The following is a 16041-nucleotide window of genomic DNA, read 5'->3' as shown; positions in this document are numbered from 1 at the left end:
GGGCGGTCACGTTACCGAAACGGCGCTGAGAACATCGCTCAGCCCACCGGTCACGATGCGCCGAAATGACCGGTCACATTCGCCGAAATACGCACGTGATGAAGCGCACGTGCTTGCAGATCAGCAATATCATGATTGATCATTAAATATCATGTCAATGATGAACATGTGCAAAACATTAAGTATTCGATTCGGTTACACGAAAGCCTTGACGTAGCGCACCCACCGAACACGGCGGTTTTTCCAGTGGGCATGCCGACGTAGACATGTCTCACTTTGCGTATATTCAATCACCTGCTCTGTAGAATGATGACAAATATTGTTATCAACTGTCAAATAACATCAAAATGACAACTCAGACAGCAGCACGGCTTGTGGAAAGGTGTGGGTTGAATGCCATACGGGTTTGGGACACCCAGGCTGCCTGCCAGAGCTTGGTCGAATTGGGTTTCGCCGCTTCTCTGCGCACGGCGCTGCGCCGGCTTCACGATTGGCAGATGTGGCCGCCTGAGTTGGCACCGTCCGACTTGCAGGATGAGTTGGGCCGGCCTTGCAATTCGCTTGTGCTGCGTGCCGCGCTGGAGCGCGCACGGCGCCAGCGCCGCCTCGTGCTCTTCGTTCGGTTGTGGCCATTGGCAACAGGTGGGATTTGCTTGCATGCTCAGGACGCGCGCGGCGGACGCTACTGGTTGCCGCTGACAGTGCTTGGCTCACAGGCCGTGACCGCCGAGGTTGCATTGACCGGGCTGCAACAGGTACAGCAGCATGTTGGTAAGCAGATCGTGGTGTTTCCGCACGGCGCGTTGGCTGGCCCGCTGCGGCTGGCCCACGCAGTGGATGGCATCACGCTCAATCCACTGGCCTATCTGCCCACGTTGGATCTATCCCCCAGGATTCAGTGTCCACGAGACTCCACGCCTCACCTGCGCAGGCTGGAAGCCGAGAGCATTCACATCCTCCGCGAGGCGGTGGCCGAAGCCGACAACCCGGTGATGTTGTATTCGGTGGGCAAAGACAGCTCGGTGATGTTGCACCTGGCACGCAAGGCGTTTTACCCGGCACCGCCGCCGTTTCCGCTGCTGCATGTGGACACTCGCTGGAAGTTTCAGGAGATGTACATGTTCCGCGACCACATGGCACGGGCCAGTGGAATGGAGTTGCTGGTGCACATCAACCCGGTGGCCATTGCCCAGAACATTAATCCGTTCGACCACGGCTCGGCCATGCACACCGACATCACCAAAACGGAGGGTCTGAAACAGGCGCTGGATCAGCACAGGTTTGATGTGGTGTTTGGTGGTGCGCGCCGCGACGAAGAAAAGTCGCGGGCGAAGGAGCGCATTTTCTCCCTTCGCAGCCCCACCCACCGCTGGGACCCCAAACAACAGCGCCCGGAGCTCTGGCAGTTGTACAACACTCGCAGAAAGCCGGGCGAAAGCATCCGGGTGTTTCCGCTGTCGAACTGGACGGAGCTGGACATCTGGCAATACATCCATCAGGAGGACATTCCGGTGGTGCCCTTGTACTTCGCCAAGGAGCGTCCGGTGGTCGTTCGCAATGGGATGATCCTGATGGTGGACGATGCGCGTTTTCGCCTGCTGCCAGGGGAGCAGATCGTTGAGAAGCGGGTGCGTTTTCGCACACTGGGTTGTTACCCACTCACGGGCGCGGTGGAGTCGAGCGCCCAAAACCTGCCCGAGATCGTGCTGGAACTGATGCAAACGCGGCATTCTGAGCGGCAGGGCAGAGCGATCGATCGCGACGCCTCCGCCAGCATGGAGAAGAAGAAGCAGGAGGGCTACTTCTGATGCCTCGTTCATCTCTCACCAGAACCCGAACCGCCCGCCGTCCAGCCAAAGCTCCAGTCGCCGATAGATCGGTGGACGCTCGCGCGATAGAGGATGTCCTTGCCGCGCAGCAAGGACAGGACTTGCTGCGTTTCATCACCTGCGGCAGCGTGGACGACGGCAAGAGCACGCTAATGGGTCGCCTGCTATGGGATGCCCAGCAGTTGCTGGAAGACCAGGTGATCGCACTGCGAGCGGAATCCAGAAAGCACGGAACCCAAGGGCAGGACATCGACTTTGCGTTGCTCGTGGATGGCCTGGCAGCAGAGCGTGAACAGGGCATCACCATTGATGTGGCCTACCGGTTCTTTGCCACCGCCCGGCGACGCTTCATCGTGGCCGACACGCCGGGGCACGAGCAGTACACGCGCAACATGGTGACCGGGGCGTCGACCGCAGATGTGGCCATTGTTTTGGTGGATGCGCGTGCAGGTCTCCTTAAGCAGACCAGGCGCCACGCCTTTCTGGCGTCGCTCATGGGCATACGTCACGTGGCGTTGGCGATCAACAAGATGGATCTGGTGGACTTCAGCGCTGAAAGATTCTGCGATATCCAAACTGCGTTCGAGAACTTTGCGTGTGGGCTGGGCTTTGAGTCGATCACCGCGATTGCGCTCAGTGCGCTCAGGGGCGACAACGTGACTGAACGTTCGCTGCACACCCCTTGGTACAAAGGCCCAACCTTGATGGCCTACCTCGACTCTGTGCCAGTGCACAGTGCTCCTGGCGAACGCATGGTATTCCCCGTGCAGCGGGTGAACCGGCCCCACGCCGACTTTCGTGGATTGAGCGGCACGTTGGCCGAGGGCACAGTCCGGGTGGGCGATGAAATCCGGGTGAGCTCATCTGGTCAACTCGCGTTGGTGGCCGACATCGTGACGATGGACGGCTCGCTGTCGAGTGCCAGCGCGGGTGAGGCCCTCACGCTGTGCCTGGACCGCGATGTTGACGCCTCGCGCGGCGATGTGCTTTCGCTGAGCCGCATGCCTCTGTCGATGACCGACCAGTTCGAGGCGACGGTGGTTTGGATGCACCAAGACGAGGGCTTGACCGGTCGCCAGTACGACCTCAAGCTGGCGCATCAATGGACGTCGGTGTCCATCACCGAGATCAAACACCGCGTGGACGTGGACAACCTGTCCCGCCAGGCGTGCCGATCCCTCCAGCTCAACGACATTGCTGTGTGCAACCTGGCCACCACCCGATCGCTGGTCTTTGATAGTTATGCAAACTCGACCACCTTGGGCAGCTTCATTCTGGTGGACCGATTCACCCAAGCCACGGTGGGAGCCGGCATGATTCGTCACGGCCTTCGCCGTGCACAAAACGTACACAGGCAGGCGCTGTCAGTTGCGCGGGAGGACCGAGAACGGCTCAACAGACACAGAGGGCGGGTGATCTGGTTCACCGGGTTGTCGGGCTCGGGAAAATCGACGCTGGCCAATGCACTGGAGCTTGAGCTGCATGCGCGCGGGGTGCGGACCTTCATCCTTGATGGCGACAACGTGCGTCAGGGTCTGAATCGGGATTTGGGCTTTGAGGTTGCCGATCGGGTGGAGAACATCCGCCGCATCGCGGAGGTTGCCAAGCTCATGATGGACGCCGGCTTGGTGGTGTTGACAGCATTCATCTCCCCCTATCGGCAAGAGCGAGAGCTGGCGCGCGGACTGGTTGGAGCTGACAACTTTTTGGAGGTCCATGTCAACACGCCGTTGGCGGTGTGCGAACAACGGGATGTGAAGGGCCTCTACAAGCGCGCCCGGGCCGGTCAGATCCCGAATATGACCGGCGTCAACAGTCCGTATGAGGCACCGGAGGCGCCCGACTGTGAGATCGATACCAGTTCCGAGCCGTTAGAAGCCCTAATTAAGCGCTTGGTTGTTCGCTTGTCTTGACGAAGCGAACCCGTCTTCCTGTCAAGGCCGCTGAATCTTGTTCGCCTTTTGCGAGATGTAGGTCACGCACCCCTCGCGCGTCGTCGGCGTCGGCGTCGGCGTCGGCTTCAGACCCTTGCCGCGTGCCAGCGCAAGCATATGCACAATTCCGCGCAAGGACAGGTTCTTCTCTGCGCGTTCAAAGACCTCCCTGTTGTCCAGACCAGGAGCATGGATGTTCAAAAGGATAACGTCGGGCCCTATTTTTCTGACCAGCTCACCCGCTTTTTCGATGTGCGCAGACTCGATGGGATCGGGCGTATCCGCCGGGATGTTCAGTACAGCCTTGACCATCTCCATGAGAGTATGAATGTCGGGCTTGGCATCGATATGCAAGATTTGGTCGGGCATAAGAGGAGTGCTTGTGGGCGATGGTCTGTGTTGAGGGGGCAGTGACTTATTCATGTAGGTCGCTGTTCCAGATTGATTTGAGGGATTCTGTCAACGGTCAGTCTGTAGCTGTGCTGAACCGCACCAAGATTGCGCTCACTTCGGATTCGAGCAAGGGCAGAGCACGCGAGAACAGGCCCCATTCGCCAGCATGTCTAGCCATGTCGAGGCCACGGCAAATGCGAAGAGCTCTGTCAGCCTCCAGGTAATCGAATGCCTGCTTCAGTTGCTCAAGTTCAGCCTTGGCGCTCACCGTGTCCTGAGCAGCGAGCGCGCCTCTCAGGCGCTGCTGGCCTCCCTCGACTCGATCCCTTAGCTCTGCCAAGCTGCAACTGTCATACAAATCTGGAGCGAATGTTTTCTCTGGTCGTGCAGAAGGTTTCTGCAAATTTTCTGGCTTTCCCGATACACCGATACTCGCGAGATGAGGGGGGTCAGGTTGCTCGCGCTTGCGCATAACCTGCATCATGGTCATCAGCAACACACTGACTTCAATCGGCTTGGCGACATAGCCCGACATGCCGGCAGCCATGTAAGCTTCGCGATCGCCCGGCATGGCATTGGCTGTGACAGCCAGGATGGGGGTGGGGGCCCGGTGAACGGCGCGCTCTTCTTCCCGTATGCGTGCTGTGGCCATCATGCCGTTAACCTCAGGCATCTGAACATCCATCAGAATGAGATCAACCTCCCATTCTTTCCAAAGCCGAAAGGCCTCTGCTCCGTTCTGTGCAATGCGCACCTCGCACCCGACGTCTTCCAGAATTTTGCGAACCAGCAGTTCGTTGACGGCGTTGTCCTCGGCCAGGATCACTCGCGCATTCATCAGCCGCTTGCGAGCAGACACCAGATCTTTAGCGAGAATATGCACGCCCGTCGGATCATTGGCGTTTGCTTGTGGCGCTTGACGCAGGGGAAGGTGGACTTCAAAGGTACTGCCGACGCCAAGTGAGCTTTGAAGTTCGATTCGGCCCCCCATCATTTTGACCAGTCTCGAGCAGATTGCCAGACCCAGACCACTGCCACCGTGGCGTCTCGCCGTCGAGGCATCCGCTTGGGTAAACGCATCGAACATGGACTGCTGTTGTTCAAGTGCAATGCCTATACCGTTGTCAGCGATCCGGATCACCATTTCCCTGGATGATTCGCCCGCGCTCTCCAGCCCGACCGACAATGAAACCCGGCCACTTTCCGGGGTGAACTTCAGTGCATTGGACAGTAGGTTCGTCAATATCTGGCGAATCCGAAACGGATCGCCGCTCATCTGAGGCGGCAGTTCCGGCGACAACGACATCGACAGCTTTACCTGTTTGAGGCGGGCCTGCTGTTCGTAGAGGGCAAATATGTTGTCAAAAAGGGGCTGAACTGGGAACTCAACAAAATCCAGCTGCAGCTTGCCCGCTTCGATGCGGGATAGGTCCAGCACGTCGTTAAGCAGGCTGAGCAGTGCTCGCGAAGAGTCTTCCATCAAGCCCAGCCATTGCCGTTGCTCACTGGTCAGCTGGGTTTGTTGAAGCAGATGGTTGAGTCCCATGATGGCATTGAGCGGCGTGCGGACTTCGTGACTCATGTTGGCAAGAAACTCGCTCTTTGCACGGCTGGCTTGTTCAGCCAGCGTCCGGGCGTGCAGAGCTTTCTCTTCGAGTTGTTTCCGCTGGGTCACGTCGGCGTGTGTGCCCAGCAGCCTACTGACACGTCCTTTGGCATCGGTTTCAACCACCATGGCGTGGGTCTCAAGCCATATCCAGCCTTCCGCAGTTTTGAAGCGGTACTCGCCCGATGCGCGATGGACCTCCCCTTTGATGAGACGGCGCAGTTCGTGCTCGACTCGTAGCGCATCGTCCGGATGCAGGCGACCGACGAGGGCGTCCGTTTTCCAGCTCCCCTCCATCGCCACGTCGCCGATCAGTTCCCCCCATCGTGCGGTCAGGTAGACGTCGGTGAATGGAAAACGATAGTCCCACAGCGCCAAGCCGCTGGCTTCCACTGCGAGTTGTAGCCGCTCCTCCGTTTCATTCAGCGCTTCCTCGGCCTGCAACCGGCTGTCAACCTCACGCCGCGCTGATCCCATGACGCCCTCGAGTGCACCCTGAAGGCGATTGACCTCTGTGAGCAGCAGATCGGTGCGTTCGCGTTCCTTCTTCAGATCGAGATAGGCCCTCTGAAGATCGAGTGCCAAGCGTTGAGGGGATTGTGGATTCATTACTGAGACATTACGGCGAAACTGGCTGAATCTTGAGCCACCATGGAGTCAGATAAGTACTTGATTTGAATAGCTTTTATCAATTCGAGATATCACTACAATGCATGACTGGGTTAGTTCTTTGTGGTTAATTTGATCTCTAAGGGTTGAGGCAGTGTTAAGGAAATGGATCGCGATATTGGGTTCGGGGATTGGAGGAAAATCGGTCTGTACCACCTAGAAGACCGTTGATCCAGATCAACTGCTGTGGCCAGCAGATTCGTTTCGAGTCGAATCGTCCGATGGCACGCTGCCAAGTCAAGAATCCATGCCGTTTTCTCTTCTCTAAATCGTCTAGCTGTCCGGAGAAGTGATTCACCAGCCCGTTGCCGTCAAAGAAATCGACGAGCTCGCCATGCTCGCCGCGAGTCAGGACTTCTTGAGCAGGGCCCGCGTCGCTCGCCAAGATGGAACTCCCCGCTGTCAAGGCCTCAGCGCTCCCCCATTGATTCGTTCAAGGTTTTCACGATCGGCTTGAGGATGTAGCTCCACACCGTGTTGCGGCCAGTCTTCACTTCGATAGTGGCGGTCATGCCTGGCTGCAACGGCAATTCCTTGCCAGGGTTGCGGTCGAATTGCAGCGAGTCTGTTTTCACCTGTACCCGGTACGAAGCCTGTTCGTCGCGTTTGAGTTCGTCGCTCATCGTGTCTGCGCTGATGTAGGTGAGCTTGCCGTTAAGGCTGCCGTAGATGGTGTAGTCGTAGGCGTCGATCTTCACGGTGACGGGCAGGCCCGGCTTGAGAAAGGCCACATCCGCGGGCTTGACCTTGGCTTCGACCAACAGGTTGTCTTCTTCAGGAACGATCTGCATCAGTTCGTCGCCCGGGCGCAGCACTCCTCCCAGCGTGGTCACGCGAACGTTTTTCACGGTGCCGTTCAGTGGTGCCTTCAATACCGTGTTGTTGACCTGTTCTTTGCGCTGGATGAGCAGTTCTCGAGCCGTGGACAATTCCTCCTCGGCCTTGTTAAGCTCGGCTTGCGTTTCCTGTAGGTACTTGTTTTGACGGTTGCTTTTCTGACCTTCGAGGTCAGCCACCTGGCGTTGGAGTTTGAGCACGTCGGCCATGCTGACGTCACCCGTGGCCTGCAGTGGCTCGTTCATCTCCAGTTCTCTCAGGGCCAGTGCTCGCATACGTTCGATGCTGGCGAGCTCCTGCCGCTGGGACTCGCGACGCTTTCTGAGGAGATCCAACTGGTTCTGCCGGAACTCGGTAAAGCTTTCAGACTCTTCGTTGAATGTCGGCGCTCCGCCAAACACCTCGGCCCGCAGGCGACTCACGGTCGCGCTCAGCGCGCCGACCTTGGACTCGGACTCCCGGTAAGCGGCTTCGACTTTTGTGCTTTCAAGTACGGCTAGCACCTCGCCCCTCTGGACCTGCGCGCCTTCTCGAACGCGCAGGTCTTCGATGACGCCGCCGTCAGGCGCTTGGATGATTTGGGTTCGTGAACTGGCGATGATCTGGCCTTGACCGCGCGTGAGTTGGTCAATCTCTGCGTGGTAGGCCCATGTCCCGAAAAGTCCGATGGCCAGGACGCTGAACCACACGCTGAGGCGAAGTCCACGGGTGGAATCATTGCTAGGTGACGTCGTCATTTGATGTGGGTGTTCAGGTAATGGATCAGGCAGTTGCAGCGCTGGGTTGTGCCCGCGGTGTTTTTCCCAATGAAGCCGCGGGCGCTGCATGGGCTGCCTGGGCGGCAGCGCCCTTCATGCGGGCGATCATTTCGTCTCGCGGTCCGTCAGCAACGACTCGGCCCTTGTCGACCACGACGATGCGGTTGAAGTGCTTGAGCATGCCCAGCTTGTGTGTAACCACCACCAAGGTGGTTCCCTGCGGGCTCATGCCGAACACGCGCTCTGCTACCAGCTCTTCCAGTTGAGGGTCCATGGATGCGGTGGGCTCATCGAGCAGCATGACCCGTGGCCGAGCAAGCACCAACCGTGTCAAGCCAAGCAATTGCCGCTGCCCGCCCGACAGGCCCCGGCCTCCTTCGCTGATTTCGATGCTCAGGCCTCTTGGGTGGGAGGCGATGAGTTTGTCGAGCCCGGTGATGCGAGCCGCATCAAGGATCTGTTCATCAGTGGGTGAGGGCAGACCCAGTGCGATGTTTTCGCGCAGGGTTCCCTGGAACAGCCGGACATCCTGGGAGAGGTAGCCAACGTGCTCCCTCACAAAGTCGGGCGCCAGGTTGGCCATGTCCACATCATCAAGAAAGCTGCGTCCCTCGCTGGGGCGGTAGAGGCCTGAAAGCAGCTTGACCAGCGTGCTCTTACCAGACCCGACCGGGCCCAATACCGCGACCCGCTCGCCCGGACTGATTTTCAGTGCATCAACCTGCAGTGCAGGTTGATCACTGCCGTAGGCGAAGCGAACCGATTCCATGCGGAGCTGCCCACGGCAATGATCCGGCACCACGCGACGCTCGCCCGGCATGACGTCGGTCGGCATGGCCATGATGGCGTCCAGCCCCTTCAGCGCCACCTTGGCCTGCTGCCACTGGACGATGAGAGACGCAATCTGCGCAATGGGTCCCAGCGCGCGCCCACTGATGATCGTGCAAGCGATCAGACCTCCCATGGTCAGCTGGCCCGCGCCAATGGCCAGTGCACCTGCGGCCACGAGGCCGACATAGCTGAGTTGCTGCAGCGTCTGGGTCAGGTTACTGGAGAGTCCGGTCAGATCGCGGATTGCGATTTCGTCCTGGGCCAGCACCTTCGTGAGTTGTCGCCAGCGGTCCTGCATCTTCCACTCGGCACCGGCCGCCTTGACGGATTCAATACCGTCAATGGCTTCGATCAGGAGGCCGTTTTTTCGGTTGGATTCCTCCATGTGAACTTCGGTGAGGCGGGCTAGCTTTTTGCGGAACGCCATGCCGGCAATGATGGACAGCGGAATGAAAGCCAGGGGAACCAGTGCCACCGGACCGGCAATCAGCGCGATGACAGCCACGAAGAAGAGCGCAAACGGCGCGTCGGCAAACACGAACAGGGTCGTGGATGTCATGAAGTTTCGGACCATCTCAAAATGCCGAATCTGGGCCGCGAAGGTGCCGACGGTGCGCGGTCGCTGGTCCATCCGGATGGCCAGTGCTTGAGCGAAGAAGACGCTTGAGAGCTCTTCGTCAATCGCTTTGCAGGCCCTATCCACCAGGCGGCTTCTGACCTGTCGCATCACCAGCTCAAGGACGATGGCCATGCCGACCCCGAACGTCAACACCCACAGCGTCTGATGACCCTGGGTCGGAATGACTCGGTCGTACACCTGCATGCTGTAAAACGACGAGCCGAGGGCGATGACGTTGAGCGTGAGTGTGGCAATCGCCCCTTCCGAAAAAACTCGCCAGCGCTTGCGAATTGCATGGTTGAACCACTGGCGCGCGGTCATGCGCTTTGTGGTGCTGCGCCCCTCAGTGATCAGGCGCGTTTCGTCGCGGTCGGCTGAGACGGCTTCATCGGAGCGAAGCACGATCAGCACTCCCTGTTTGGCCAGGGCGGCAGGGATCTCATGAGTCTTGCCTTGTGCATCCAGGCAGCTCAACGCACCGCTGGAAAGCAATCCGCGGATCACCAGCATTCCTGGAGCCGGCAGCACGGTGCTCGGGTCTGGCCCAATCCAGAGGGCTGGCGTCATGCCCGCTGTCAGGGGCCAGGACGCACGAAACGCCTCCCCCGTTGAAAAGCGCGAACGCCACAGCTCGATGGCTTGAGACTCGGTGCTCAGGTCGGATAGCTGAACACCGTCGCCTGTTGAAGCGACCAAGGAGAACCTGTGCCAGGGAACTGACTGGCCTTGAAGTGAAGCAACGCGTGCCAGCAAGAGAGCAAGCGTATGCCTCAGATCGGAGCTTTGAGTCTCCGCCTGATTTGTAATGTCCATGGAAGCCTTACTGGGGAGAAGGTGGAGGAGCGGTCACCGCAGGCTGTACCTGCACGGCGTCGCTCAGGGACGCTGCAGGGCCGACGGGCGATTCAGCAACTACCACGGTCGGAACTGGCGAGGTCAATGCTCTGTCCAGTGGTCGTGTCGGAGTGGGCAACGTGATCAGGTCCCAGGCAGTAATGGCACGTCCATTAAAAGTTTCCTGGTGCGCGGGTGGGGTGACAGTGCTCGTGATGTGAGGCGCAGACGATGTGGCCTGGGTGGACGGCGATGGCTGGGGCACGCTAGAGGATTCGGTCGGCATTGCCTGATCGAATCGGGTAGGTCCGGTCAGTGCAACTCGCTCGCCCGTGATCAGGCCGGTTAGCAGGTGCAATCTCATGGATGCCCTGAGCTCTCCCCAAGTGGCGTCGGCCAACTGGAATCGGGCCTGTGCCACTTCACGTTGTGCGTTGAGAACATCATTCCAGCCTTTTCGGCCGATGGCGTATTGGCGTACGAACGAGTCGAAGACTGATGTGGTGCTTTCAACTTGTTTTTGGAGGTCCCGCGCCTGTTCCGAGAAAGACTTCAGGTCAGCCCAGTCGGCGCTCACAGTGTCGATGGTTTCTCTGCGTGTGGCGTCGATTTGTGACTGCAGGGCGTCTTTGCGGGCTTGCGCTTCTCGAATCGAGGCTTGCACCGACATGCCGGCGCCCGTTTGGACGTCCAATGCGACGTAAATCTGGGTATCCGAGCTGGAGCGGCTGTTCGTGCGGTCCAGACGCAGCTTGACTTGAGGGAGGGCATCGCTGCGACGCGCGCTGATCTCCGCTGTGGCAGCCTCTGTTTCGCCTTCTAGCCGGCGTATCGCTGGCGAGAAGTCCAGTGCGGCCTGGGTTAGTTGATCCAGCGTGTAGGGGAGCAAGTCACGCTGAACCGGAAGCACAATGTCGGCTACGGGCTTGCCGATGGCTTGTCCTAGCGTGGATCGGGCTCGCACGGCAAGGGAGTCCAGTTGGTTCAGTTCGGCGCGTGCCTGAGAGAATCGGGCGGTGGCCAGCGTGCTGTCACTTGATGGGCTGATTTCGCTCTCCACCCGCCGCTGAATCATCTGCGCCAGCCTCGCATGCTCCTGTACATTGGAACGTGCGGCTACTTGACGAGCCTGAATTCGTCCAAGTTCTGTAAAGGATGCCACCACCTTGAGCATGATGTCCGTCTGTGCCTGTACCACGCTGGCATCAGCTTGCTGGATAGACGCATTGGCTGAGTCGATTCCCGCCTTGATACGTCCACCCAACCACAAGGGTTGTTCGACCCGCACCGTGTTGGCACGGCCTCCTAAACCATCGCCAGTCGATTGAAACGACAGATTGGGATACTGCTGGCGTTCAGCGACATCAAGCCGTGCATCTGCAGCATTTCTTTCGCTGCGACGCGCCAGCACACTGGGATGCTCTACCGCGGAGATACGAAGTGCATCCTCCAGAGTAAGTGCAGCCGTCGACCCCTGAGCGGAACATGCCATGCAGATCAGAGCAGCAAGTAAGCCCATCACTGGCTTTTGCCTGGCGCTCTTTTTGTTCAGCGGCACACGCCTCGTTGTCGCGGCGTGTGGAAATGGATGTTCTGAGTGCATTGCTGTGTGCCGAGATGTTGGTACTGCCAAGCTGATGGCTGGGTGCCCAAGCATAGTGGCAGACGCTCAAAAAAAACATTTCAAAACATCAAAAATGTGAAGTATTGGCGAAAGTGGCAGTTGTAGAGTTTTGTTTCTCCCTGAGGACACTGCTCTCCAGATCACAGGACAAAGACGTACAGTGAGACAAGGATCAGGACGCACAGCGCGATGGACACAAAATCGAACTTCGGTGCGGAGAAAGCTCGATATGGAGCAGGAACTGCGCGCCTGTCCGATGGTCCAGAGAGTCCACGCACCCCCAGTTCACCATTCATTCGAGTCGTGGGAACAGTGGCCCTCCCTCGGGGTGTGCCCTGCTGAGAGTTGCCGACCTTGGGTTTGGTGGACTCGCGGAGCATGGCGTTCAGCTCCCCTTGGTCGGTTTTGGTGACAAACCGAGCAGCCCCTTCAATTCAGTGCTGTAGTACACCCAGTGCCTCGACGTTTCGCCCACAGCATCTTCTCTATTTAGATCACCCCCGCAAATGGCAAAAATGCACTGTGCGACTTCATCCTGCGACAGGTTCTCGTCGACCGACATTTCTAAGTCATCGATCTGCAACCAAGTACCGGCTGGCAATACTGACGTTTCGTACATGTCCAGCGTTTGTCCGGTCGCCTCTATCGTGTAGCTGTCCACCAACGCCAATGCGCCGGCCACAAGGCCCGCTTGGTTCAGTAAGAGCGGCTCACTCTTGGTACGAACAACTTTTCCACCGATGTTTTCGAATACGAGTGTGTTCACAGCGTCTGGCCTATGTTGTAGAGAACTGGTACGTCTACGTCGCTTTGTGGGGCGCAGTGCTGGACGCCAGGCTCATCTCGTGGAGATCTACAGGACTTTCAATGGCTCACTCAGTCAGTCATGACTGTGTCTTGACACGTTTATATGTCATAAATGACAAAAAATGCAATATCTTTAAAAAGTGATAGCCCAATGAGTGCTTGACGCTGCCTCTTGCTCATCTCTCGCTGCAGTTTCTTTAAACTTTCAGCTAAACTAAAAAAAATGTTTGCGTTGAAAGGATCTGATATGAATGCCCCCCTACAACAAGAAGACTATTGCGGGACGTTTTTTGCAGCAAAACTGCTTGGGTTTTCGGTGGGTACCATCCAAACGATGGTCGAAAAGGGCGAGTTGCAGGCTTGGAAGACCCAGGGTGGGCATCGGCGAATTTCTATGCAGTCCATCCGTGAATACCAGCGTAAGCACGGTCTTGCCGAGGTTCCCGAGAAGACGCGCTACCTGAAAGTTCTGGTGGTGGAAGACGATGCAGCGATGTTGGAGGTGTTCAAGTCCACCATCGATGGTTGGACGTTGCCCGTTGACTGCTCCCTGATGTCTTCTGCGATGGAGGCATTGATTGACATCAACACAATCAGACCCGATTTGTTGATTACGGATTTGAAGATGCCTGGGGTAGACGGCTTTGAGCTGTTGCGCACCTTGCGGGCCAACCCCAGTTTTTCTTCCATGGTGGTGGTCGCCATGACCGGTCTCTCTTCCGCGGAAATTGCCGAACGCGGTGGCTTGCCGGCTCAGTCAGTCACCATTCAGAAACCCGTGGACATGCGTTGGTTGCAAGGCTTCATCGCTGCACTGGTGGCTATGCGGCAGCTTTGAGCAATAGCGTTAGAGCCGGGTGCACTGGCTCGACACCCTTGACGGCATGCTGGACAGTTGCCAATCGTTGGTATGAGCAAAGTCCTGCGTTCTGTTGAATTTGTGGCACTTTCGCAAAAATTGGCGCTGACTGTCGCTTGGCATTTCTGACGAGCGCTTACGATCAGTGCCAAAAATGATCAAACCGCGAATTTTCCCGCTGTGCAGGCGAGGTGCGCTCAACCTTCAGCGATGGCTTAACGTCGGTTTGGTGTGTTGCACGCTGCTTTTCTCGATCTCTCACAGTTGCGCTAGCGAGACCGTCCTCGACACAGCTGCGCCTCACAGACTAGAGGACTCGTTGGAAGTGGCCGTTCAGGATCCCTCTGGCGCAGCATTCCCTCAGCATTTGATATTTGAAGAGATCGACGGACCTGTCAGCGAAGGCTTTACTTCGCAGGTCGTGTGGGTGCGATTCACTCTGCGCAGGGAAGGTAGAGGTTCTCCGCGCGAGTGGTGGTTGAGTGCAAGCAACCCTCTGCTCCGTGACATCCGACTGTTCGAATCATCGTTCAACGGGCCCTTGGTTGGTTTGGAGATAAAGCCAGCGCAAGAGCACAGGCGCAGGGTCTTTCAAATCGTAATCCCTGACGAGAGGCCTCGAACTTTCTTGTTGAGGCTGTCAGCAAAGACTGCGCTCTCCACAACGCTGACAGTCTGGCAACCGGAGCAGTTGGTGAGAACCTTCGCCACGGAAGCGCTCTTTTGGGGATGCATCTACGGGTTCTTCGTGATCACCATCGCCATCAATCTGAGCTTCTGGGTGGTCAATCGCACTGCCCCGCTTGGAATCTACACGGCGTATGTGACCGTGAACTTTCTGGCGGCCTTCTTCACTGACACCTGGCCCTTGCAGATTTGGCCCGAGCTAAACGGGGATGTGTTGGTCTTGCTGCTGGGACTGTGGATCAGCCTGGCTCCTCTGACCGGGGTTTTGTTCAGCAGTGCTTTGCTCGAACTGCATCAGCGCTGGCCAAGAATCCGAAGAGCTTTGGTGGTTGCATCTGTCGTAGTTTCCATCGCCGGTGTTTTGCTGGTTGTTGCCGACCACTACCGTACTGCAATGCCTTTGGTGCAAGGTGCCACCATGGCGCTGATCGTGACGTTTTTTTCACTTGCCATTATCGAAGCAACACGCGCCCGACGGGCTGGCTGGTTTTTCTTGTTCGCCTTCAGCCCATTTTACGCGGGCGTCATCTGGCGGTACCTTCGCAACATGGGTTGGTTGGAACCCAGTTTCTTCAACGACCACAGCTACCAAATTGGTGCCATTGTTCACATGCTGGTGATGAGTGTGGGCCTTTTTGTGAAGTTCAGCAGAGACCAACGGGCGCAACAAGAGGTAGCGGCCCGCTTGGCCTCGCAAAGGCGGCTGGGAGAAGAGCAACGGGAGTTGATGGCCATGATGTCGCACGAATTTCGCACTCCGTTGACGATTGCTGCCACAGCAGTCGAAAACTTGCTGACTGAAGCAACGTTGGCGCCGGAGGCGCAACGCCGCCTACAGAAAATCGTGCGCGCGCATGAACGTCTACATGACCTCATGGAAGGCTATCTCACCAATGAGCGGCTTTTGCTGTCTTCTGTTAGCCCTCAGATCCACAGCTTCGATGTTGATGCGCTTTGCCGTGGAGTGGTGGAAGAGCTCGAAGAGAGCCAGGGACCTGCTGTTGTGTTGAAGATTCCAGACGCTTTCCACATCATGGGCGATCCCTCACTGATCCGGATCGCCGTCAGAAACCTATTGAAGAACGCACGGCGTCACAGCCCGGAAGGATCAGAAGTTGTGCTTGGTGTCGTCCCTGACCGTGAGGGAACGTCCATTCGAGTGATTGACCGGGGTAGGGGTGTGCCACCTAGCGAGCGGACCGCTATCTTTGATCGCTTCTATCGGGGCAAGTCTTCAGAAACGCACCATGGCTTCGGGTTGGGCCTTCACCTTGTCAAGTCGATTGCAGAAAACCACGGCGGCACGGTCGATGTCAGTGATCTACTCGAAGGGGGATGTGTATTCACATTGTGGCTTCCACTGACACTGGAAAAAACCCGCACAACCCTGAAGCCGTCCTTCATCAACTTGCCCGGCGCGTTTACAAAGGATCCGTAAGGCAAATCAATGTTGACCGCGTGCGGATGGTCTCACTGAGGCTGAGACGGCATGGAGCTGCAAGTCAGGCGGCACAAGCAACCCGCCTCGTTATGGACTACCAGCCACAGAGGGCGACGCGGCAAAAGTGGAATATCTTAGTCGAGCTTCTTGGCCAGATCAGTGGCCCGAGGGTGGTAATACCTCGCAAGCATGCGTGTGGTTTTGTGGCCAGTGACTTTTGGGTATTTCGGACCAACGTGACCGCTGGTTTCGGTATCGTGACCGAGGATTTCGGCCCATCGTGACCGACTCCGTTGTCGGTTCATCGTGACCG

The 16041-nt window shown here is 57.6% G+C and carries 10 protein-coding genes and 1 pseudogene; 5 read left to right on the top strand and 6 right to left on the bottom strand.

The window, feature by feature from the left end; all coding sequences use genetic code 11:
- Nucleotides 1-893: 893 nt before the first annotated feature.
- Together cysD and cysN are read left to right on the top strand one after the other, a co-directional pair.
- Nucleotides 894-1808 (top strand): sulfate adenylyltransferase subunit CysD, encoded by a 915-nt coding sequence (gene cysD, locus ACN4F8_RS18820; protein WP_300658818.1) that lies wholly within the window; start codon nt 894-896, stop codon nt 1806-1808.
- The gene (gene cysN / locus ACN4F8_RS18815) at nt 1808-3742 is read left to right on the top strand and encodes a sulfate adenylyltransferase subunit CysN (protein WP_300658800.1); all 1935 of its coding nucleotides are present in this window, start codon (nt 1808-1810) and stop codon (nt 3740-3742) included. The genes cysD and cysN overlap by 1 nt, the downstream gene beginning before the upstream one ends.
- Before the next feature lie 21 nt (nt 3743-3763).
- On the opposite strand, the gene ACN4F8_RS18810 is transcribed toward cysN, so the two are convergent.
- The 6 genes from ACN4F8_RS18810 to ACN4F8_RS18785 all read right to left on the bottom strand — a co-directional run bounded on the left by ACN4F8_RS18810 (nt 3764) and on the right by ACN4F8_RS18785 (nt 12700).
- Nucleotides 3764-4132, bottom strand: a complete 369-nt coding sequence (locus tag ACN4F8_RS18810; protein ID WP_300658802.1) for a hypothetical protein — start codon at nt 4130-4132, stop codon at nt 3764-3766.
- A gap of 97 nt (nt 4133-4229) precedes the next feature.
- Entirely contained in the window at nt 4230-6347 is a 2118-nt protein-coding gene (locus tag ACN4F8_RS18805) for an ATP-binding protein (RefSeq protein ID WP_300658804.1), read from the bottom strand.
- Between the two features lie 494 nt (nt 6348-6841).
- Nucleotides 6842-8005: an HlyD family type I secretion periplasmic adaptor subunit gene (locus tag ACN4F8_RS18800; protein WP_300658806.1), complete on the bottom strand. Its 1164-nt coding sequence runs from the start codon at nt 8003-8005 to the stop codon at nt 6842-6844.
- Between the two features lie 25 nt (nt 8006-8030).
- Entirely contained in the window at nt 8031-10043 is a 2013-nt protein-coding gene (locus ACN4F8_RS18795; RefSeq protein ID WP_300658808.1) for a type I secretion system permease/ATPase, read from the bottom strand.
- Nucleotides 10044-10296: 253 nt separating this feature from the next.
- Nucleotides 10297-11868, bottom strand: coding sequence for a TolC family protein (locus ACN4F8_RS18790; protein ID WP_300658810.1), 1572 nt, complete (start codon nt 11866-11868; stop codon nt 10297-10299).
- Between the two features lie 451 nt (nt 11869-12319).
- A complete protein-coding gene (locus ACN4F8_RS18785; protein ID WP_300658812.1) occupies nt 12320-12700 on the bottom strand; it encodes a hypothetical protein in 381 nt (126 codons plus the stop codon).
- A 213-nt stretch (nt 12701-12913) separates the two neighbouring features.
- Between ACN4F8_RS18785 and ACN4F8_RS18780 the strand changes: the two genes are divergently transcribed.
- From ACN4F8_RS18780 to ACN4F8_RS18770, 3 genes and pseudogenes are all read left to right on the top strand, one after another.
- Nucleotides 12914-13579: a response regulator gene (locus tag ACN4F8_RS18780; RefSeq protein WP_419474968.1), complete on the top strand. Its 666-nt coding sequence runs from the start codon at nt 12914-12916 to the stop codon at nt 13577-13579.
- Between the two features lie 175 nt (nt 13580-13754).
- Nucleotides 13755-14270: pseudogene (locus tag ACN4F8_RS18775) on the top strand (7TM-DISM domain-containing protein); the annotation flags it as partial.
- A gap of 24 nt (nt 14271-14294) precedes the next feature.
- Nucleotides 14295-15725 carry a sensor histidine kinase gene (locus ACN4F8_RS18770; protein WP_300658816.1) on the top strand — a complete coding sequence of 477 codons (1431 nt, stop codon included), beginning with the start codon at nt 14295-14297 and terminating at the stop codon, nt 15723-15725.
- The last annotated feature ends 316 nt before the right edge of the window (nt 15726-16041 follow it).

This window comes from Hydrogenophaga sp., from assembly GCF_048549895.1.
Lineage (GTDB): Bacteria > Pseudomonadota > Gammaproteobacteria > Burkholderiales > Burkholderiaceae_C > Hydrogenophaga.
The sequence above is the reverse complement of the archived record's forward strand: the minus strand, read 5'-3'. Positions and strand labels throughout refer to the sequence as shown.